At 73.5% G+C, this 20,500-nt stretch carries 20 protein-coding genes; 16 read left to right on the top strand and 4 right to left on the bottom strand.

The genetic code is table 11. The features are described 5' to 3' along the window. The gene (locus BUS84_RS39685; protein WP_244298437.1) at nt 1-246 is read right to left on the bottom strand and encodes a hypothetical protein; all 246 of its coding nucleotides are present in this window, start codon (nt 244-246) and stop codon (nt 1-3) included. A 275-nt stretch (nt 247-521) separates the two neighbouring features. Here BUS84_RS39685 and BUS84_RS08540 point away from each other — a divergent pair, with 275 nt between their 5' ends. Beyond that, nucleotides 522-1,532 (top strand): linear amide C-N hydrolase, encoded by a 1,011-nt coding sequence (locus tag BUS84_RS08540; RefSeq protein ID WP_074310301.1) that lies wholly within the window; start codon nt 522-524, stop codon nt 1,530-1,532. 83 nt (nt 1,533-1,615) lie between these two features. Here BUS84_RS08540 and BUS84_RS08535 read toward each other — a convergent pair whose 3' ends face one another. Beyond that, on the bottom strand, nt 1,616-3,061 hold the full coding sequence (locus BUS84_RS08535; RefSeq protein ID WP_074310299.1) for an LVIVD repeat-containing protein: 1,446 nt from the start codon (nt 3,059-3,061) through the stop codon (nt 1,616-1,618). Between the two features lie 138 nt (nt 3,062-3,199). Between BUS84_RS08535 and BUS84_RS08530 the strand changes: the two genes are divergently transcribed. The 5 genes from BUS84_RS08530 (at nt 3,200) to BUS84_RS08510 (ending at nt 9,295) form a co-directional block, all read left to right on the top strand. Next, nucleotides 3,200-3,901 (top strand): DUF305 domain-containing protein, encoded by a 702-nt coding sequence (locus tag BUS84_RS08530; RefSeq protein WP_074310297.1) that lies wholly within the window; start codon nt 3,200-3,202, stop codon nt 3,899-3,901. Nucleotides 3,902-4,004: 103 nt separating this feature from the next. Continuing rightward, nucleotides 4,005-5,225: a sensor histidine kinase gene (locus BUS84_RS08525; protein ID WP_074310295.1), complete on the top strand. Its 1,221-nt coding sequence runs from the start codon at nt 4,005-4,007 to the stop codon at nt 5,223-5,225. Further along, entirely contained in the window at nt 5,222-5,887 is a 666-nt protein-coding gene (locus tag BUS84_RS08520; protein WP_074310293.1) for a response regulator, read from the top strand. The genes BUS84_RS08525 and BUS84_RS08520 overlap by 4 nt, the downstream gene beginning before the upstream one ends. Before the next feature lie 145 nt (nt 5,888-6,032). Continuing rightward, nucleotides 6,033-6,815, top strand: a complete 783-nt coding sequence (locus tag BUS84_RS08515) for an ABC transporter ATP-binding protein (protein WP_074310291.1) — start codon at nt 6,033-6,035, stop codon at nt 6,813-6,815. A 5-nt stretch (nt 6,816-6,820) separates the two neighbouring features. Further along, nucleotides 6,821-9,295: an ABC transporter permease gene (locus BUS84_RS08510; protein WP_074312332.1), complete on the top strand. Its 2,475-nt coding sequence runs from the start codon at nt 6,821-6,823 to the stop codon at nt 9,293-9,295. A gap of 78 nt (nt 9,296-9,373) precedes the next feature. Here the strand turns inward: BUS84_RS08510 and BUS84_RS08505 are convergent, their stop codons facing one another. Both BUS84_RS08505 and BUS84_RS08500 read right to left on the bottom strand, forming a co-directional pair. Next, entirely contained in the window at nt 9,374-10,636 is a 1,263-nt protein-coding gene (locus BUS84_RS08505; protein WP_074310289.1) for a nucleotide sugar dehydrogenase, read from the bottom strand. A 124-nt stretch (nt 10,637-10,760) separates the two neighbouring features. After that, nucleotides 10,761-12,116: a serine/threonine-protein kinase gene (locus BUS84_RS08500; RefSeq protein ID WP_208869554.1), complete on the bottom strand. Its 1,356-nt coding sequence runs from the start codon at nt 12,114-12,116 to the stop codon at nt 10,761-10,763. A 533-nt stretch (nt 12,117-12,649) separates the two neighbouring features. Here BUS84_RS08500 and BUS84_RS08495 point away from each other — a divergent pair. The 10 genes from BUS84_RS08495 to BUS84_RS08450 all read left to right on the top strand — a co-directional run bounded on the left by BUS84_RS08495 (nt 12,650) and on the right by BUS84_RS08450 (nt 20,475). Beyond that, complete coding sequence (locus tag BUS84_RS08495) at nt 12,650-13,333, top strand: RNA polymerase sigma factor (RefSeq protein ID WP_074310285.1); 684 nt, start codon at nt 12,650-12,652, stop codon at nt 13,331-13,333. Between the two features lie 16 nt (nt 13,334-13,349). After that, a complete protein-coding gene (locus BUS84_RS08490; RefSeq protein ID WP_074310283.1) occupies nt 13,350-14,159 on the top strand; it encodes a hypothetical protein in 810 nt (269 codons plus the stop codon). Nucleotides 14,160-14,316: 157 nt separating this feature from the next. After that, complete coding sequence (gene egtA, locus BUS84_RS08485; protein ID WP_074310281.1) at nt 14,317-15,552, top strand: ergothioneine biosynthesis glutamate--cysteine ligase EgtA; 1,236 nt, start codon at nt 14,317-14,319, stop codon at nt 15,550-15,552. A gap of 68 nt (nt 15,553-15,620) precedes the next feature. Beyond that, nucleotides 15,621-16,946: an ergothioneine biosynthesis protein EgtB gene (gene egtB, locus BUS84_RS08480; protein ID WP_074312330.1), complete on the top strand. Its 1,326-nt coding sequence runs from the start codon at nt 15,621-15,623 to the stop codon at nt 16,944-16,946. A gap of 40 nt (nt 16,947-16,986) precedes the next feature. Beyond that, nucleotides 16,987-17,733: an ergothioneine biosynthesis protein EgtC gene (gene egtC / locus BUS84_RS08475; RefSeq protein ID WP_074310279.1), complete on the top strand. Its 747-nt coding sequence runs from the start codon at nt 16,987-16,989 to the stop codon at nt 17,731-17,733. A 49-nt stretch (nt 17,734-17,782) separates the two neighbouring features. After that, a complete protein-coding gene (gene egtD, locus BUS84_RS08470; RefSeq protein ID WP_074310277.1) occupies nt 17,783-18,748 on the top strand; it encodes an L-histidine N(alpha)-methyltransferase in 966 nt (321 codons plus the stop codon). A 214-nt stretch (nt 18,749-18,962) separates the two neighbouring features. Continuing rightward, entirely contained in the window at nt 18,963-19,550 is a 588-nt protein-coding gene (locus BUS84_RS08465; RefSeq protein ID WP_074312328.1) for a TMEM165/GDT1 family protein, read from the top strand. Nucleotides 19,551-19,589: 39 nt separating this feature from the next. After that, complete coding sequence (locus BUS84_RS08460) at nt 19,590-19,952, top strand: DUF1622 domain-containing protein (RefSeq protein WP_074310275.1); 363 nt, start codon at nt 19,590-19,592, stop codon at nt 19,950-19,952. Beyond that, nucleotides 19,949-20,281 carry a hypothetical protein gene (locus BUS84_RS08455; RefSeq protein WP_074310273.1) on the top strand — a complete coding sequence of 111 codons (333 nt, stop codon included), beginning with the start codon at nt 19,949-19,951 and terminating at the stop codon, nt 20,279-20,281. Before BUS84_RS08460 ends, BUS84_RS08455 begins: the two co-directional genes overlap by 4 nt. Further along, entirely contained in the window at nt 20,278-20,475 is a 198-nt protein-coding gene (locus BUS84_RS08450; protein ID WP_074310271.1) for a hypothetical protein, read from the top strand. Before BUS84_RS08455 ends, BUS84_RS08450 begins: the two co-directional genes overlap by 4 nt. The last annotated feature ends 25 nt before the right edge of the window (nt 20,476-20,500 follow it).

Here is a 20,500-nt window from a genome sequence, read left to right as displayed (position 1 = left end):
TCAGCTCACCAGCAGCAGCGCGCCGACCGCGGCGAGCGTGCCGGTGACCGCGAGCAGGGCGCTGGTCACCACGAACCGGGTCACCGGCACCGGCACCCCGGCCGAGAACCACAACAGAGTGGCCAGCGACGCCCAGCGGGCGGCCAGCGGCCCGATGTTGGTGCCGATCAGCAGCGCCAGCAGGCGGGTCCCGTCGCCGGTGGGCAGCACCGACTCGCCGGCCAGGTAGGCCGGCAGGTTGTTCACCGCGTTGGCCAGCAGCCCCGGTGCCGCCGGCGCGAACAGCGCCGAGCGCTCCGCCGTCGGTGCCGAGCAGGCCGGCGACCAGGTCGTCCAGCCCGTACCGGCCGAGGGTCTGTACCACCAGGAACAGGCCGGTGACGAAGAGCAGCAGCCGCACCGGCACCAGCCCCGGGCGGAGCGTCCCGGGGGAGCGGACGGGATCACGTGGCGCGCGGAACCCGACAGACCGTACCGGCGTTGTGGACAACCATCGATCGCTCCCATAGCGTCCAACGGGTATGCGCAGGACCCTGCCGGCCGTCACGACGGCCCTGCTGCTCGCCCTCACCTCCTGCACCACACCGACGTCCGGAGGGCCACTGCTCACCGGGCCGCCGCCGGTGCCCGCGGTCACGCCGACCGCCTCCCGCCAGGACGCCGCCCAGGCCGAGCAGACCATGGCCAGCCTGCGCCGGGTGGACGACCTGCCGCTGTACGAGATGACCTACGTCGGGGCATACGACCCGACGGTGGGCACCGACGCGACCCCGCCCAGCCCGTTCGGCTGCTCGCTGTTCGTCGCCGCGGGCGACCCGGCCCGGCCGCTGTTCGCCCGCAACTTCGACTGGGACGCCAACCCGGCGCTGGTGCTGCGAACCGATCCGCTGGACGGCTACGCGGCCGTCTCGCTGGTCGACATCTCCTACCTCGGGGTCGGCACGGACCCGGCCGGTGACCGGCGGCTGCTCAACGCGCCGCTGCTGCCCTTCGACGGGATGAACGAGCGGGGCCTCGCGGTGGGGTTGGCCGCCGACGACGCGGCGACGGTCCGCCCGGATCCGGGCAAGCCGACCGTCGGTTCGGTACGGATCCTGCGGCTGGTGCTGGACCGGGCCGCCACGGTCGAGGAGGCGGTCGCCGTGTTCACCCGGCACAACCTCGACTTCGACGGCGGGCCGGCACTGCACTACCTGCTGGCCGATGCGACCGGCGCGTCGGCCGTGATCGAGTTCGTCGATGGTGAGCTGCGGGTGGAGCGGGGCACGGGCGGCTGGCAGGCGCTGACCAACGTGCCGGTGGCCGGGGTTCCCGAACAGCGTCGCCGCGAGGACCGCCGATACGGGCAGATCGCCGCCGCGCTGACCGAGGCCGGTGGGGTGCTGGACGCCACGGCGGCGCACCGGGTGCTCGCCGCCGTACGGCAGGGGCACACCCGCTGGTCGGTGACGTACGGCCTGCGCAGCGGCGAGGTCCGGCTGGTCACCGCGACCGGTGGCGGCGAGCGGCGCTACCAGCTGCCGATGAGCTGACTCCCCGGCGCACGCACCCGCTCAGAACGTGGCCGGGCCCGGCCCCCGCAGATGGGGGACCGGGCCCGGCTTCGTGCTTGTGCTTACCGGCTCAGGTAGCTGGGCTGGGTCTGCACGTTGAGCTCCTTGTACTTGACCAGCTTGGCCGTCCAGGTGCGCCAGTCGTTCAGCTCCAGGACGTCCAGGCCCTTCACCATGTCGTTCGAGTAGATGTGTCCGTTGTAGTAGTACGCGGACCAGGTGCCACCGCCGACGGGCTGGTCGGCCGAGAGCGGCCCGCGCTCCCAGAAGGCGATCTCCTTCGGGTTGGCCGAGTCGGTGAAGTCCCAGACCGAGATGCCGCCCTGGTACCACGCCTGGACCATGATGTCCCGCCCGAGCACCGGGATCAGCGAGCCGTTGTGGGCCACGCAGTTCTCGGTGTCCGCGTTGTTGCGGGGGATCTTGTAGTAGCTGCGGAAGTGCATCGTCCGGGCGTCACCGCGACCGGTGATGTCGTAGATGGCGTCCGCGCCCCGGTTCGGGCCGATGGCCTCGTTGCAGGTCGCCGCGCCGCCGCCACCCAGCTCGTCGGTGAAGATCACCTTGGTGCCGGCGTTGTTGAAGGTGGCCGAGTGCCAGAACGCGAAGTTCACCGTGTCCCGCACCCGGTTGATCACCCGGGGCGCCTCCCGGTCACGGATGTCCATCAGGATGCCGTCGCCCATGCAGGCACCGGCGGCGAGGTCCTTGGACGGGTAGACGGTGATGTCGTGGCAGCCGGTGGTCGCCGACCCGGTCTCACTGCCCGGGAAACCGCCGTCCGGGAAGAGGTTCGGGGTCGCGATCACCGCGGCGTCGGTCGGCTTCTTCACCGGCACCTTGATGATGGAGATCGAGTCGTGCGGCGGCTGGCAGTCCGGGAACTCGGCCCGCGGGCTGTACGACGAGATGTACAGGTAGACCGTCTTGCTGCTCTTGCCCGGCACCAGGGTGTGGGTGTGCGAGCCGCAGGCGGTCTCCACGGACTTGACGTACCGCGGGTTGGCCTTGTTCTTGATGTCGAAGACCTTGATGCCCTCCCAGGACCCCTTCACGTCCGCCGCCTGCGCGGTGCTGTTGCAGGAGTCGTCGCTGCGGGACGAGTCGGTGGAGAGGAAGAGCAGGTCACCGTGGACGGAGATGTCGTTCTGCGACCCCGGGCAGAGCACCCGGGACACGACCTTCGGCGCGCTGGGCCGCGAGATGTCGTAGATGACGAAGCCGTTGTAGTTGCCGGCGAACGCGTACTTGCCCTGGAAGGCGATGTCGCTGTTGGTCGCGTCCAGGGGAGCGACCTTTGGCACGTTGGCGATCTGGCGCAGGTTGGGGCTGCTCACGATCTCGTCGACACCGGGGATGGTGTTCGCGGCGGCGGTCGTTGGAGCCGACTGCGACGCGACCTGAGCGTTGCTTGCCGGGGCGACGAGGACGCTGGCGACGAGCAGCCCGGTCGCGGCGAGGCCAACGATCCGGAGTTGTCGTAACCGTGGCATGTGGAATCTGATCATCGGCGAGGCCCTTCGCAAGGGGGAGACGATGGTCGACACCTTACCGCCGAATGAAGAGCATCGATGTGATCTGGGTCACATCGAATCGTTCTCCTCAATGGATAACATCGCGATGACCTCGACCCCAGGGAGTGGCCCATGACCAGTCGGCGCGCACGGACCCTGTCGGTCGTCACACTGGCGCTGGTGCTGACGCTGGTGGCGTTCGTTCTGGTCCGCGCAGGCGGCGACCACGGGACGGACGCCGCGCAGCCGGTCTCCGCACCCGCCACCTCGACACCGGCGGCCAGCCCCGTTCCCACCGACCTGACCATCATCGTGCCCGGCCGTCCGGGCGAGTCGGCGGCGACCCGCCCGGCCCACGAGATCCGCGACGCGGGCCCGGCCCCGCACAACTCGCTGGACGTCATGTTCGTCCGAATGATGATCCCGCACCACGCGCAGGCTCTGGAGATGGCGGAACTCGCCCCCGGCCGGGCCGCCGACCCGGACATCCGCGCGCTCGCCGAGCGGATCCGGGCCAGCCAGGGCCCGGAGATGGGCATGATGCGCGGCTGGCTGCAGACCCGCGGCCTCTCGCCCGAGGCCCAGGGGCACGACCACGGCACCATGCGGGGCATGCAGTCGCCGGAGGCGATGCGGCAGTTGGCCGCCGCCCGCGGCGCCGACTTCGACCGGCTCTTCGTCCGGATGATGACCGAACACCACCAGGGCGCCATCGAGATGGCCACCGAGCTGCTCAAGGTCGGCTCCGACCTGACGCTCAGCGAGTTCGCCAACTCGGTCGCCACCGAGCAGACCGTCGAGATCGACCGCATGCGCGAGGTCCTCGGTCACTGAGCCAGCCCGCTCGGCACCTCCGGCCCCGCACGCTCGGCGCCCCGGAGATGGGGCAGCTCGACAGGGACGCCGGAGGGGATCCGACATCCGGCACGTACGCTGGGTGACCGTGGAACGCACGATGTTCGGTCGCCCGCTGCGCGGCGTCGCCTTCGACGTGGCCGTCTCCGGCCTGGTGGTGCTCGTCGGCCTGGCCGGCGCGGCGAACCAGCCGGGCGGCTGGGCCGCCACCCTCGTCGGCGCGGGGATGGCGGTGGCCCTGCTGTTCCGCCGCTCGCATCCGGGCGCGGTGACCGTGGTGGTGGCGGTGCTCGCCCTGGTCCAGGTGGTTGCCCAGTGGGGTCCGCTCGCCTTCGACGTCGCCGTCCTGATCGCGCTCTACAGCGTGGTGAAGTACGGCGAGCGGCTGCGCGACGGCGTGCTCGCGGGTGCCGTCGCCGCGGTGGGCGTGCTGCTCGCCGCCGCGCAGACCCAGGGCGTCATGAAATGGTGGGCGACCGCGCTGTGGTACGCGCTGGTCACCGGCGCGGTCTGGCTGGTCGCGCTGAACGTGCGCACCCGCCGCCTCTACGTGGTGAGCCTGGAGGAGCGGGCAAGCACCCTGGAACGCGAGCGTGAGGCCGAGTCCCGCGCGGCCGTCGCCGAGGAGCGCACCCGGATCGCCCGCGAGCTGCACGACGTGGTGGCGCACAGCATGGCGGTGATGATCGTCCAGGCGGATGGCGCGCGGTTCATGTTGGACCGCGACCCCGAGCAGGCGCGTACCGCCGTCAAGGTCGTCGCGGACACCGGCCGGCAGGCGTTGGAGGAGATGCGTCGGCTGGTCGGCGTCCTGCGCGACGCCGGCCCGACCGGCCCGGGCGGCCCGGACGGGCCCGTGGTGGCCGCCGACCCGGAACACCGCCGGCTGGCCCTGGCCGAGCTGCCCGACCTGCTGGCCCGGTTCCGCGATGCCGGACTGCGCATCCGGCACACCGTCGACGGCGAGCCGCCGACGCTCCCACCCGGCCTGGAGTTGACCATCTACCGCGTGGTGCAGGAGGCGCTGACCAACGCGCTCAAGCACGCCGGTGTCGGCGCCGCCGTCGAGCTGACCCTGGCGTACAGCGCCGACGCCGTCGCGGTCCGGGTGGTCGACGACGGTCGGGGTCGACCGGTGGTCAGCCCGGCGCCGTCCGGCGGTCACGGTCTGCTCGGCATGCGGGAGCGGGTGACGGTGTACGACGGCAGCCTCACCGCCGGCGCCCGGCTGGCCGGGGGCTGGCAGCTCGAAGTCCGCCTGCCGCTACCGTCGGAGCCCGCAACGGAGGTGATCGCGGCATGACGGTCCGGGTGGTGATCGTGGACGACCAGGCGCTGGTGCGCGCCGGGTTCCGGATGGTGCTGGACTCCCAGCCCGATCTGGAGGTGGTCGGGGAGGCCATCGACGGCGCGGACGCGCTGCGGGTGCTCGCCCGCACCGAGGCCGACGTGGTGGTGATGGACATCCGGATGCCGACCATGGACGGGGTTGAGGCGACCCGGCGGCTTTGCGCGGAACGGCCCGCCGGCCCTCCCCGGGTGCTGGTGCTGACCACCTTCGACACCGAGGCCGACGCGTTCGCGGCGTTGCAGGCCGGGGCGAGCGGCTTCCTGCTCAAGAACGTCCCGCCGGAGGAGCTGCTGGCCGCGATCCGGGTGGTCGCCCAGGGCGATTCGGTGGTCGCGCCGTCGATCACCCGGCGGCTGCTGGACCGGTTCGCCGGCCAGCTCGGCGCCGGCCCGACCGCCGACCCCCGGCTGGCGCAGCTCACCGAGCGGGAGCGGGAGGTGCTGCTGCTGGTCGCGCAGGGGCTGTCCAACGCGGAGATCGCCGCCCGGGTGCACGTGGCCGAGGCGACGGTGAAGACCCACGTCGGGCGGATCCTGGCCAAGCTCCAGCTGCGCGACCGGGTCCAGGCGGTGGTGCTGGCGTACGAGAGCGGGCTGGTCACGCCGGGCGGATGACCCGGCGTACGACCTGAGTCGTACCGGGGGGCGGGCGCATCGCGACCCGGGACGCACGCAGGTCGAGCGTGCAGGTGGAGATCGACTGAGCCGCGCCGGCCATAGCGTTTCAGGGGTCCGATCCGCACCTCGACCGGGAGCCCCGATGTCCCTCGCACCTCCCACCCACGCCGGCAACGGCGTCGCGGTCACCGCCCGTGGCCTGGAAAAACGGTACGGCAGTGGTCCGGCTGCCGTCGTCGCGCTCGACGCAGTCGACCTCGATGTGGCCGCCGGCCGGTTCACCGCCATCATGGGTCCGTCCGGCTCCGGCAAGTCGACGCTGATGCACTGCCTGGCCGGGTTGGACCGGCCGAGCGCCGGCACGGTCGGGATCGGTGCGGCCGACCTCGGCCGGCTCGACGACCGGCGGCTCACCCTGCTGCGCCGCGACCGGGTCGGCTTCGTCTTCCAGAAGTTCAACCTGCTGCCGGCACTGACCGCCGAGGAGAACATCGTGCTGCCGCTGACCATCGCCGGCCGGCGGCCCGACCCGGCCTGGCTGCGCCAGGTGGTGGCCGCGGTGGGACTGGCCGACCGACTGCGGCACCGACCCGCGGAGCTCTCCGGCGGTCAGCAGCAGCGGGTCGCGGTGGCCCGCGCCCTGATCACCAAGCCGTGGGTGATCTTCGCCGACGAACCGACCGGCAACCTGGACTCCCGCTCCGGGGCGGAGGTGCTGCGGCTGCTGCGCGAGGCCGTCGACACCCTCGGCCAGACCGTGATCATGGTGACCCACGACCCGGTGGCCGCCGGGCACGCCGACCGGGCGGTCTTCCTGGCCGACGGGCGGCTGGTCGGCGACCTCGCCGCGCCCACCGCCGAGCAGGTGCTGGACACCCTGGCCGGTCTCGACCCGGCCCGCCCGGTGCCGGCACGGGGGCGGTGACCGCGATGATCCGCCTGACCCTGCGCTCACTTCGCGCCGAGGCGCTGCGCATGCTGCTCTCCGCGCTGGCCGTCGTGCTCGGTGTCGCGTTCATCGCCGGCACCCTGATCCTCGTCGATGGGATGCGTGCCGGCGCGTACGACCGTGCCGGCACCTTCGACCGGCACACCGACCTGGGCGTCTACCCGACCGGCGACCGACCGCTGCCCGCCGGCCTGGTCGAGCGGGTCCGGACGGTGGACGGGGTGGCCGCCGCCGCCGGCGAGCTGACCGGCACCGGTGGCGTCGTCGGCACCGACGGCCGGCCGGTGCTCGGTTTCGCCGTGCTGGCCGCCATCCCCACCGAGGACGCCCTGCGCTCGTACGACGTGGTCGCCGGCCGGCTGCCCGACCGTGCCGGGGAGGTGGTGCTCGACGCGCCGACGGTCGCGAAGGAAGGGTTCACCCTCGGCGCCCCGGTCCGGATCGGCGGCACCGGCGGCGCGGCCCGTCCGTACACCCTGGTCGGCACCGTCGACGTGGCCGGCACCACACGCGACATCGGTGGTCCGTTCATCGGCCTGGTCGGGCCGGACGCGCTCGCGGTCACCGGCGAGCGCGGGTATGGCCGGATCATGGTGGCGGCCCGGCCGGGAACCTCCGCCACGGCGGTGGCCGACCGGGTACGCGCCGTCCTGGGCGCGGACACCAGCGTGAAGAGCCGATCGCAGATCCTCGACGAGGCCGTCGACGACGCGGTCCGCGACCTGGACCAGTTCAGCATGTTGCTGCTGATCTTCGTGGGCGTCGCCGTGGTGGTGGCCGGCTTCGTGATCGCCAACACCTTCGCGATCGTGCTGGCCCAGCGCTCCCGGCGGATCGCGCTGCTGCGGCTGGTCGGCGCCACGAGGGGGCAGGTCTTCCGGGCCACCCTGCTGGAGTCGGCGGTGGTGGGGATGGTGGCCTCCGCGCTCGGGGTGCTGCTCGGCGTGGCCCTCGCCGGCGGGATGCGACTGCTGATGTCGCGGCTGGACGTTCCCGTCTCCGGCGGGTTGACCGTGGCCGGCTCGACCGTGCTGACCAGCCTGCTGCTGGGCACCGTGCTCACCGTCGGCGCCGCGCTGCTGCCGGCCTGGCGAGGTACCCGGGTGGCCCCGGTGGCCGCGCTCACCGACGCCGCGGTGCAGCCCAGCCGGGGCGCCGGTCGGCTCCGGCTGGCCCTCGGCGCGGTGGTGCTGGCCACCGGCGTCGCCGCGCTCGCCGGCGCCGCCAGCGCCGGTCAGGTGCTGCTGGTGGCCGTCGGCGGCGTACTGGCCTTCTTCGGGATCGTGCTGTTCGGACCGATGCTCGTCCCGGCGCTGGTCCGGGTCTTCGGCTGGCCGGCCCGCCGCCTGGCGGGGGCGACCGCCGGGCTGGCCGTGGCCAACGCGGTCCGCAACCCGCGCAGGGTCGCCGCGACCGCCACCGCCCTGGTGATCGGGATCGGACTGGTGTCAGCGTTCGTGGTCGGCGCGCGCAGCACCAAGGACGGCATCGAGCGCAGCGTGGACGCCCAGATCGGAACCGACTTCGTGGTCAGCGGCATCGGCCAGGACCTGCCCGCCCCGCTCGCCGGTGAACTGGCTGCCCGCCCCGAACTGGGCATCGTGCACGAGCAACGGAGCACCGTCAGCGCCGGCGTCAAGGTTCGTGCCGCCCACCCGGCGCTGGTCGGCCGGACGTTGACCGGTGTGCTCGCCGGCGCCGTCGGCCGGCTCGGACCGGGGCAGGTGCTGGTGCAGCGCGAGCTGGCCCAGGCGCGCGGCTGGCAGGTCGGCTCCCCGGTCACCGTCCGCGGGCGACCGTTCCGGGTGGCCGCGGTGGTCACCGACGACACGCCCGCCAGCGGCGTGCCCGCCGGTCACGTCATCGACATGGCCGACGCGGACTTCGCCGCGCTCTTTCCCGATCAGCGGGGTTTCCTGGCCGAGATCGACCCCGCCGCCGGGGTGGGCGCCGAGCGGGCCCGGGACGCGATCGAGGCGGTGCTGGGTCGCTACCCGACGGTGAACCTGTTGGACCAGGGCGCGTACAAGAAGATGCTCACCGGCACGGTGGACATGGTGCTGGCCCTCGTCACCGCCCTGCTCGGCCTGGCCGTGGTGATCGCCTTGGTCGGTGTGGCGAACACGCTGAGTCTCTCGGTGGTGGAGCGCACCCGGGAGAACGCGGTGCTGCGGGCGATCGGGCTCACCCGGGGCCGGATGCGGGCCATGCTCGCGGTGGAGGCGGTGCTGATGGCGCTGGTCGGCGCGGTGCTCGGGGTCGGCCTGGGCACCGGGGTCAGCGCCGCCGCGATGGCCCTGCTGGCCCGCCTCGGCGGGGAGTTCCATGTGGTGCTGCCGTTCGGTCAGCTCGGGCTGATCCTCGGCGTCGCGGTGCTGGCCGCCCTGCTCGCCTCGGTGCTACCGGCCCGCCGGGCGTTGTCCCGGCCGGTCGTCGAGGCGCTCGGCGACCAGTGACCGCGGCGACGGGGACGGACATCCGCCGGCCGGCCCCGCCGTCTTCCCCGGCGGCGGGACCGGCCAGCGGTGCCGGGTCTACAGGCGCTCGACCATCGGGCCGGCGCACCGGTTGCGGGTGTCGAAGACGTAGCGGGCGTGCCGGACCACCAGGTCGTAGTCGAAGGTGTCGTGGTCGGTGACCACCACCACCCCGTCCGCCGCCTGCACCTCGCGCTCGGTCAGCCCCACCACGGTCACCCCGGCGGGAATGTGGTGTGCCTCGGCGTACGGCTCGACCGCGTGGACCTCGGCGCCGAGGGCCTGCAACCGCCGGGCCACGTCCACCGCTGGGGAGTCCCGCATGTCGCCGGTGTTCTTCTTGTACGCCAGCCCGAGCAGCAGCAGCCGGGCGCCGCTGACCGCCTTGCCGGTCCGGTTCAGCCCAGCCATGATCCGCTGCGCGACGTGCTCGGGCATCTCGTGGTTGACGTCGTTGGCCAGCTCGATGAACCGGAACTGTCGGCCGAGGCGGCGCTTGACCTGCCAGGACAGATCGCACGGGTCGATCGGCAGGCAGTGCCCGCCGACGCCGGGGCCGGGACGGAACGGCAGGAAGCCGAACGGCTTGGTCTCCGCCGCGTCGATCGCCTGCCAGACGTCGATGTCCAGGTGGTGCGAGAGCATCGTCAGCTCGTTGATCAGCGCGATGTTGACCTGCCGGAAGGTGTTCTCGATCAGCTTGGTCAGCTCGGCGACCCGGGTGGAGTCCACCGGTACGGTGCGCTGCACGAGGCGCCGGTAGAACCCGTCCACCCGGGCCAGCGACGCCGAATCCACTCCGGAGACAACCTTCGGGGTGTTCTCCAGCCGCCAGGTCGGGTTGCCCGGGTCGATCCGCTCCGGGCTGTAGCCGAGGTGGAAGTTACCGGGGCTGTGCAGCCCGCTGGCCGACTCCAGCAGGGGGCGCAGCAGCTCCTCGGTCGTGCCCGGATAGGTGGTCGACTCCAGGATCACCGTGCTGCCCGGCCGCACATACGGGCCGATGTCGATGCCGGCCTGCTCGACGAAGCTCAGGTCGGGGGTGCCGTCGCGCAGCGGGGTGGGCACGGTGATGACGCAGATGTCGAAGCCCTCGGCGTCGGCGTACTCGGTGCTCGGGTGGTATCGGCCGCTGCCCAGCGCACGGCCCAGCCGGTCGGTGGGGATGTCCTCGACGAACGACTCGCCGGAGGCGAGCCGCTTGACCCGGTCGGCGTCGACGTCGAGGCCGACCACGTCCAGCCCCGCCTCGACGGCTCGCATGGCCAACGGCAGTCCCACGTACCCCTGGCCGATCACGACCAGCTTCTCGGCGCTCACCAGGGCTCCCGCGGCAGATGGTGGAAATGACCTGCTGAGAGCCTAGAGGGGTCTTCGGTGACGTAAGTCCGTTTTGGGGATATCGGTGCTGGTGGGGTTCACCGAGGCCTCCGCGCCCGCCGGCTCAGACGGTCGGATCCTCCGGGTTGGCCGGCGGCGGGCTCGTGCTGGTGGACGGCTCGGCCGAAGGTGACGGTGGCTCGCTGGCCGGGGTGGTCGCCGGAACGGTGGGTGACGCGGTGGTGGCGCTCGGGGTCGGCGACGGTGGGCTGGCCGACTCGCTGGGCTGGGCGCTCGGCGTCGCGCTCACGGAGGCCGACGGGCTGTTGGCGGGGACGTTCGGCCGGTTCGGCCGGACCGGAGTCACGGTTTTCTGCGGGTTCGCCGCAGGCAGGTCGACCTGCTTCGTCGGCGCCACCGCCGGCGCGGTCGTCGGCACGGTGATCGCCGGGTCTTCGCCAGCGTGACGCGCCGCGCCCAGGGCTGCGCCCAGACCGACCAGCGCGACCAGCACGACCGCCCCGGCACCGACCAGCGGGCCCCGCCGGCGCCGACGGCCGGCCACCGCCGCGCCGAGCGGCACGTCCGTGCGCGTGCCCGGTCCGGCGTTGCGCAGCGGGGTCGCCGTCACCATCGCCGTAGGTGGCTCGCCGCCGGTCACCGCGGACCGGGCCGCCTCGGCCATCGCCGCGCCGCTGCTGAACCGATCGAGCGGATCCTTGGCCAGTGCCTGGGACACCAGCGCGCGGACGGCCTCCGGGATGTCGTGCGGCAGCTCCGGCGGCTCGTCGTCCAGGTGCCGGACGGCGACCTGGAGCGGGTTGTCGCCGGTGAACGGTGGACCGCCGGTGAGGCAGCAGTACGCCACCGCGCCCAGGGCGTAGATGTCGGTGGCGCCGCTGACCGGCCGGCCGGCAGCCTGCTCGGGCGCCATGTAAAGAGCCGTGCCCGGCACCGCGTTGGTGCTGGTGATGCTGGTGACGTTGGTGGAACGGGCCACGCCGAAGTCCACCAGGACGACCGAGCCGTCCTCCTGCACCAGCAGGTTGCTGGGCTTGACGTCGCGGTGCACGATGCCGCCGCGGTGCGCCGCGTTCAGCGCCTGGGCCGCCTGGGCCACGATCGACATCGTCTCGGCCACGTCGAGCCGGCCGGCCGCCTCGATCCGCTTGGACAGCGGCTCGCCGTCGACGAACTCCATGACCAGGTAGTCGGCCCGACTGCCGTCGGGCAGGTCGTCCTCGCCGCTGTCGTAGACCTGCACGATGCCCGGGTGCCGCAGCGCCGCCATGATCCGCGCCTCGGCCCGGAACCGGGCGATGAAATCAGGGTCGGAGACCAGCGCCGGCAGCAGGACCTTGACCGCGACCTGACGGCCGAGGACCAGGTCAGAGGCACGCCAGACGTCGCCCATGCCGCCGGTGGCGACACGTTCGTCCAGGCGGTACCGACCGCTGAGCACGACCTCCGATGACAACACGGCATTACCGTACCCAAAGCGGCGCGGAACGGCGCGCTGCGGCTGCCCGGCCGGGTGGCCGTAGCTACCCGGTCCATCCGGTCTGACCTGTGTGGACATGGACCGGCCTGTGACGCTGTGGCAACACTCTGTGACGAAACCCGACACACTGCGGCGTGCGCTTGCCCGGCGACGGCGCAAGAGCGCCCCTTGGCACGCGGAGCGCCCGTTGGTCACGGTCCGTTACAGCGACACGCCGTCCGGCAGGCTAGATAATTGTCACTCTTCCGTGACGTGGTGCCGACTTGTCGCCCCCTCTGGTTCCCTCCTAGCGTTAGCCCGGCTCGGGCCAGCCGGGGGGCAGCGCGTCGAGAACCGCCCGCCGTGGCGCTGGTCCAGACATCCCGCCCCGACCCACCACGGCGCGGGCGCGATCACGTTCGGCGGAGGGGCGGTGCGGTGCGGGAGCTGGTCGGGCCGACGGTTCACGGCGCCTGGAATGCTCCGGTGCGGTGGATCGGGCCGGGGCGCCCCGGACGTTCCGTGGCCCGCGGATGACCGGCGAGCTGTCGGAGGCGGTCACCGCAGCACAGGACGGGGACGAGGACGCCTTCCGCTTTCTCTACCGCAGCCTCCAACCCGGCCTGCTGCGCTATCTGACCGCCCTGGTGGGCGCCGACGCCGAGGACGTCGCGTCGGAGACCTGGCTGCAGATATCCCGCGACCTGCCCAGCTTCACCGGCGGCGAGTTCCGCGCCTGGACCGTCACCATCGCCCGCAACCGGGCGATGGACCACCTGCGCCGGCTGCGCCGCCGACCGTCGCTGCCGGTTCCGGTGCAGGCGCTCGCCGACCTGGCCAGTGACGCGGACACCGCCGAGCGGGCGGGCGAGACGATCGGTACCGAGGCGGCCCTGGCCCTGATCGCCACCCTGCCGCCCCGCGAGGCTGAGGCGGTCCTGTTGCGGGCCGTCATCGGCCTGGACGCGGAGTCCGCCGGCCGTGTGCTGGGCCGCCGGGCCGGCGCCGTCCGGACCGCCGCCCACCGAGGCCTGCGGCGGCTCGCCGCTCTGATGGAACGGCAGGAACCGGTCACGCCGCCGGCCGACGCCGGGGATGTCGCGCCGTCTCTGGGCGCCGACGGCGTCACGCCGTCGGCGGGCACCGAGGACGTGCCGCCCCGTCCGCGCACCGGCCGGTCCCCGCGGACGTCGCACGCTGAACCGGCGGACGGCTGACGTGAGGGGATTCCGGATGAACCCGAACCCGTCGGACCGACGGGCCGAGCGAGCCGAGACCGAACCGCTGCTCGACGCGACCCGCGCCGGCGCTCCCGACGCCGCGCCGGACGGGGTCCGCGCGTCCACCCCCGCCGACCCGGACGCCGCAGCGGCCCAGATCCGCGCGTCCACCCCCGCCGACGCCGACGTGAACGCGGCGGACCCGCTGGCCCGGCTGCTCGCCGCGGCCGCCGGCCCGGCCCGGCCCGGCGAGCTGGCCGGTGAGGAGGCCGCACTGGCCGCGTTCCGGGCTGCTCGGGCCAACCCGGCGCCCACCGCGGCCCGCCGGCCGCACCGCCGCCGGCTGACCACCAGCGCGGTGGCCTGGATCGGCGCGCTGGCGGCCACCGCCACCGCGGGCGCCGCGTTCGCGGCGGTCACCCTGGACCGGGCGCCGGACCCGGTGCCGGTGACCCCCAGCAGCCCGTCGCCGACCCCCAGCGACGTCGAGGCGACCCCGTCCGTCGACCGCACTGCCGCGCCCAGCCGGTCGACGCCCGGCACGCCGTCCGTCACCGGCTCGCCGTCCGCCACCGGTACACCTTCCGCGGGCGCGGCGACCGTCGGCCAGTTGCGCGGACTGTGCCACGCCTGGCAGGCCAAGAACCCCGAGCAGCGGGACGGCGCGCTGGGGACCCCGGCCTTCCAGGAGCTGGTGACCGCCGCCGGCGGCGCCGGCGAGGTCGAGGCGTACTGCCAGCGGTTGGCGCCTGAGGCGAAGCCGTCCACATCGGCGAAGGTCAAGGCGTCACACCCGGCGACCGGCCGGCCCGCCCCGGAGTGAGCGTCCGACGGCCGCGGCCGTTCGTTCCGCCCTGCACCGGGAAATTCGTCTGTTAGACAGAGGTTGGTGGCGCCGTGGACGCCCCCGACGGTGTCGGTGGGTGAGTTTACGGTGGCACAGTGTTCCGGAGCCGGCGCACGGAGAGGGGGCCCGACCGTTGGTGACGTCGCCCGAGCTGGACCGCCGCGCGATCCTCCGCGAGTCCGGTGCCGCAGGCCGGCACCTCGCCCGGATCTGCTTCAAGACCGGCCCGCCCACCCGCACCGGCGTCGAACTGGAATGGACCGTGCACGACGCCGCCGATCCCGCCCGAGCCGTCGATCCGGCGCGGCTCCGGGCGGCGCTGGGGCGGCACAGCCCCGTCACGCTGGACGCGACCAGCCCGGCCGAGCCGCTGCGACACGGCGGCACGGTGACCGTGGAGCCGGGCGGCCAGCTTGAGATCTCCACCCCGCCGCGCTCCTCGATCGCCGCGTTGATCCAGGCCACTGAGGCCGACATCGCCCAGGTCACCGACCTGCTGGCCGCCGCCGGGTTGATCCTCGGCCGCAGCGGCATCGACCCGCACCGCCGGCCTCGCCCGGTGCTGGAAACTCCCCGTTACCGCGCCATGCGCGGCGCCTTCGACCGGCGCGGTCCGGCCGGCCGGACGATGATGTACAGCACCGCCGGCCTGCAGGTCTGCCTCGACGCCGGCGAGCCGGACCAGGTCGCCGCGCGGTGGTCCGCGGCCCACGCGGTCGGCCCGCCGCTGCTCGCGGCGTTCGCCTCCGCCAGCCGGCACGCCGGGCGGCGCACCGGTTGGGCCTCCGCCCGGATGGCCGCCTGGCTGGCCATCGATCCGGCCCGCACCCGCCCGGTCTGGGCACCGGGCCGCGCCGACGAGGACCCGATTGCCACCTGGATCCGGTACGTGCTCGCCGCCCCGTTGCTCTGCCTGCGCCGGCACGGCCCGGACTGGACCCCGCCACCCGGCGTGACCTTCGCCGACTGGCTCGACGGCGCGCTGCCCCGCCCACCCACCACCGACGACCTCGACTACCACGTCAGCACCCTCTTTCCGCCGGTGCGTCCACGCGGCTACCTGGAGCTGCGTTACCTGGACGCGCAGCCCGGCCGGGACTGGCGGCTCCCGACGGCGGTGCTCACCGCCCTGTTCGCCGACCCGGGCACCGTGCGCTCGGCGTACGCGATCGGCGCGCCGGTGGCGCACCGCTGGTCGGCCGCCGCCCGGCACGGCTTGGCCGACCGGGCCCTGGCCACCGCCGCGGCGGCGCTCTTCGACCTGGCCCTGACCACGCTGCCCCGGCTCGATTTGCCGGCCGGCACCCACGACGAGATCCAGCGCGACGTACGGCGGCGGCTGGCCGCCGCGGAAAGGGGAGACCGGTGAGCGCGAGGAGTGAGCCGGGGTTGCGAGCCCCGCAGTCGGGAACGAACCGCGACGTGGTGACCGCGAGCATGACAGGACCCGCCGACGGGGAGCAGTTGCGAGTGCGGATCGCGGCGGAGCTGGCGCGGGCCCGGTCCCGCACCACCCTGCTGACCGAGGTGGTCGACGACGCCGACCTGATGCGCCAGCACTCGCCGCTGATGTCGCCGCTGGTGTGGGACCTGGCGCACGTCGGCAACCAGGAGGAGCTCTGGCTGGTCCGCGACGTCGGGGGCCGCGAGCCGGTCCGGCGCGACATCGACGAGCTGTACGACGCGTTCAAGCAACTTCGCCGGGACCGCCCCGCGCTGCCCCTGCTGCCACCCGCCGAGGCGCGCGCCTACCTGGGCACGGTCCGGGACAAGGTGCACGACCTGCTCGACGCGGTGACCTTCACCGAGCGGCCGCTGGTCGCCGACGGGTTCGCTTTCGGCATGATCGTCCAGCACGAGCAGCAGCACGACGAGACGATGCTCGCCACCCACCAGTTGCGCTCGGGGCCGGCGGTGCTGCACGCCCCGCCCCCGCCGGAGCCACCCGCCGCGGTCGCCGGGGAGGTGCTGGTGCCGGCCGGCCCGTTCACCATGGGCACCGACACCGACCCGTGGGCCCTGGACAACGAGCGCCCCGCGCACCGCGTGGACCTGCCCGCGTACGTCATCGACGCCGCTCCGGTCACCAACGGTCAGTACCAGGCCTTCATCGCCGACGGTGGCTACACCGACCCGCGCTGGTGGAGCCCGGCGGGCTGGGCGCACCGACTCCAGGAGGAGCTCAGCGCGCCGCTGCACTGGCGCCCCGACGGCGACGGCTGGTCGTACCAGCGGTTCGGCCGGTGGGACCGGGTCCGCGCGGACGAGCCGGTGGTGCACGTGTGCTGGTACGAGGCCCAGGCGTACGCGGCGTGGGCCGGCAGGCGGCTGCCGACCGAGGCGGAGTGGGAGAAGGCGGCCCGGTGGGACCCGGTGACCGGGCGGTCCCGCCGCTACCCGTGGGGCGACGACGACCCGACCGACGCCCACGCGAACCTCGGCCAACGCCACCTGCGGCCGGCCCCGGTGGGGGCGTACCCGGCCGGCGCCTCACCACTGGGCGTGCACCAGCTCATCGGTGACGTCTGGGAGTGGACCTCGACCACCTTCCGCGGGCATCCCGGCTTCACCGCCTTTCCGTACCGGGAATACTCGGAGGTCTTCTTCGGCGACGACCACCGGGTGCTGCGGGGCGGCTCGTTCGGCACCGACCGGTCGGCCTGCCGGGGCACCTTCCGCAACTGGGACTATCCGATCCGGCGGCAGATCTTCAGCGGCTTCCGCTGCGCCCGCGACGCGCGTCCGGACGAGTCGCACCGGTGATCCGCAGTGCTACCGGCACGCCGGCCGGCGGGGTGCGCTGATGTGTCGCCACCTGGCCTATCTGGGGCCGCCGGTCACCCTGGCCGAGTTGCTGTTCGATCCTCAGTACTCGCTGGTGCGGCAGTCCTGGGCGCCGCGCGACATGCGCGGTGGCGGCACGATCAACGCCGACGGGTTCGGCATCGGCTGGTACCCGGGTGACGGCGACCCGGTGCGCTATCGGCGGGCCCAGCCGATCTGGAGCGACCCGACCATCGCCCAGCTCGCGGCGGTGACCCGCGCCGGTGCGGTGCTCGCCGCGGTCCGCTCGGCCACCGTCGGGATGGCGGTGCTCGACAACGCCGCCGCGCCGTTCGCCGAGGGGCGGTGGCTGTTCAGCCACAACGGGGTGGTGCGCGGCTGGCCGGACGTCGTGGTGCCGCTCGCCGCCGGCCTGCCGGTGCGCGACTTGCTCACGCTGGATGCGGCCACCGACTCGGCGCTGCTTTGGGCGCTGGTCCGGCAGCGGCTGCGCGCCGGCACCGATCCAGCGGAGGCGGTGGGGCAGACGGTGGCCGACGTGGCTGCGGCGGCGCCGGGGTCACGGCTCAACCTGCTGCTCACCGACGGGCGCCGGGCGGTGGCCAGCGTGGCCGGGCACGCGCTGTCGGTACGCGCGGCGGCCGGCTCGGTGCTGCTCGCCTCCGAGCCGCACGACGACGATCCCGGATGGCGGCCGGTGCCGGAGGGGCACCTGGTGACCGCCACCGCGAGCGAGGTGCGGGTGAGCCCACTGCCGACCAGGTGAGCAGCACCGGTGGGGCACGCAACGGTTGACTGAGCAGAGAGGCGATGTGATGACGGCGGAACCGCTGGAGATCTACCTCGAGGAGCAGGACCTGGAGCGTGGGCTGCGCCAGGACGTCCGGGCCGGGCTGAGCGCCGAGCAGAAGTGGCTACCGCCGAAGTGGTTCTACGACGCCCGGGGCAGCGAGCTGTTCGAGGAGATCACCCGCCTGCCCGAGTACTACCCGACCCGGGCCGAGCGGGCCGTGCTGGCCGAGCGGGCCCCCGACATCGCGGCGTTGACCGGGGCCAAGACCCTGATCGAGCTGGGCTCCGGCTCGTCGGAGAAGACCCGGCTGCTGCTGGACGCCTTCACCCGTCGGGGCGGGCTGGGCACCTTCGTCCCCCTCGACGTGTCGGTCAGCGCGCTGCGCAGGTCCACCGCCGAGATCGCCGCCGACTATCCGGGTTTGCGGGTCCGCGGCATCGTCGGGGACTTCACCCGGCAGTTGGACCGGCTGCCCACCGGCGGCCGGCGGTTGGTGGTGTTCCTCGGCGGCACCATCGGCAACCTCCTGCCGGTCGAGCGGGCCGAGTTCCTGGCCGCGATGCGCGCCGCGCTGGAGGTTGGCGACTGGCTGCTGCTCGGCACCGACCTGGTGAAGGATCCCTCGGTGACCGTGCCCGCGTACGACGACGCGGCCGGGGTGACGGCCCAGTTCAACCGGAACGTGCTGCGCGTGATCAACCGGGAACTGGGCGCCGACTTCGATCCGGAGGCGTTCGAGCACGTCGCCCGCTGGGATCCGGACCGTGAGTGGGTCGAGATGCGGCTGCGGGCGACCCGGCCGATGCGGGTCCGGGTGCTGGACCTGACCGTGGAGTTCGCCGCGGGGGAGGAGCTGCGCACGGAGGTCTCGGCGAAGTTCCGCCCGGCGGGGGTCGCCGCCGAGCTGGCGGCGGCCGGCTTTGTCGCGGCGGAGTTCTGGACCGATCCGGAGGGGCTGTTCGGGGTCACCCTGGCCCGGGCGCGGTGATCCTGTTCACCCGCTCCAGGCGGCCCGCTGGTGATCGGCTAGGCTGGTCGCGCGAAGGGGAGTAGCCCCCAATGTCGTGGTCGACATACTGGTGCGTTCCGCATCCGGCCACGCGGCCCCGGTCTCCGGGGCGGGCGAGACCTTCGACTCAGGCTGTTGCAGCCGGGTCGAGGGCGCCCCTGTACCTCCTCCCGGCATGATCGGGAAGGGTGTCATGGAAGGATTCTTCGCCGCGCTGGTCGTCAGCTTCGGCGTCATCTTCGTCGCCGAGCTGGGGGACAAGTCCCAGTTGATGGCGCTGACCTTTGCCACGCGGTTCCGGCCGGTGCCGGTGCTGATCGGCATCACCGTCGCCACGGCGGTGGTGCACCTGGCGTCGGTCGCCATCGGCTCGGGTCTCGGCGCCGTGCTGCCCACCGAATGGATCACCCTGGTGGCGGGCCTGGCGTTCCTCGCCTTCGGCGCGTGGACCCTGCGCGGGGACAGCCTGACCGACGAGGAGAAGCGCAAGGCCGAGAAGACCAGCAAGTCCGCGATCATCGCGGTCTCGGTGGCGTTCTTCCTGGCCGAACTGGGCGACAAGACGATGCTCGCCACCATCACGCTGGCCACCAAGTACGGCTGGTTCGGCACCTGGCTCGGCTCGACGATCGGCATGGTGGCCGCGGACGCGCTGGCCATCCTGGTCGGCCGGATGCTCGGTCGCCGCCTGCCGGAGAAGGCCATCAAGTACGGCGCCGCGGTGCTCTTCGCCATCTGCGGCCTCTGGCTGATCCTGGAGGCGGTGAGCCAGCTGACCTGATTGCCGACTATCTGCCCCGGTGGCGGGTAACGGCGCGGGGTGGAGGCGGCGGAGCTACTGCGCCAGGGCGACGCGGTGCTGGTCGCCGTGGTGGAGGTCGCGGGCGCTCTGGTGATCTTCGTCGGCGCGATCTGGGCGGCGGTGCGGTTCGTGGTCGAGGGGCTGCGACGCCGCACCGCCGCTGTGTTCACCCCGATCCGGCTCTCCCTGGGCCGGTTTCTCACCCTCGGCCTGGAGTTCCAGCTGGCGGCCGACGTGTTGCGCACCGCGGTGTCCCCGTCGTTCACCCAGATCGGCCAGCTGGCCGCCATCGCCACGATCCGGACGGCGCTGAACTACTTCCTGGGCCGGGAGATCCGCCAGGAGCAGCGGCAGGTGGCCGAGGGGGAGCGCCGGACGTGATCGACGGACTGGTGACCGCGGTGACCGCGCTGGCTCTGGTCACCGGTGTGGTCATCGTGCTCAGCACCGGGGCCGGCCGGACCGCCATCCGGGTGGTGTTGGACCTGCTGATCGCGGCCGGTCTGCTCCGGCTCGTCGGCGATCCGGGCTGGAACGGCCTGGCCGGCGCGGCTGCGGTCATCGCGCTGCGCCAGCTGCTCTGGGCGGCGCTGGGCGCCGCGCCGGGGTGGTCGCGTCGACAATCCCGGCCGCCCTGCGCCGGGGACGATCACCACCTACCGTTGGCGGTACGAGGCGAAACCGGCGCACCCGGGAGGACAACCACATGAGCAGGCACGACGAACCGAACGAGTACGGCTTCGCCGGCGACGCGACCGCTCCCGAGCCGCAGCCCGGCGGGAAGCCCGACGAACAGGACCTGGCCGAGGAGGTGGCGGTGCCCGGTGACGACCTCACCGAACCGGCGGCCGAGGCGCTGTCCGAGGAGACCGAGGAGCGCCGCCCCGCCGAACGCGGCCGCTGACCGGACGGCGCGCCGGGCCCGGTCG

Origin of the sequence: Micromonospora cremea (assembly GCF_900143515.1) — a bacterium.
GTDB lineage: Bacteria > Actinomycetota > Actinomycetes > Mycobacteriales > Micromonosporaceae > Micromonospora > Micromonospora cremea.
This window is presented reverse-complemented; position numbering and strand designations above follow the sequence as displayed.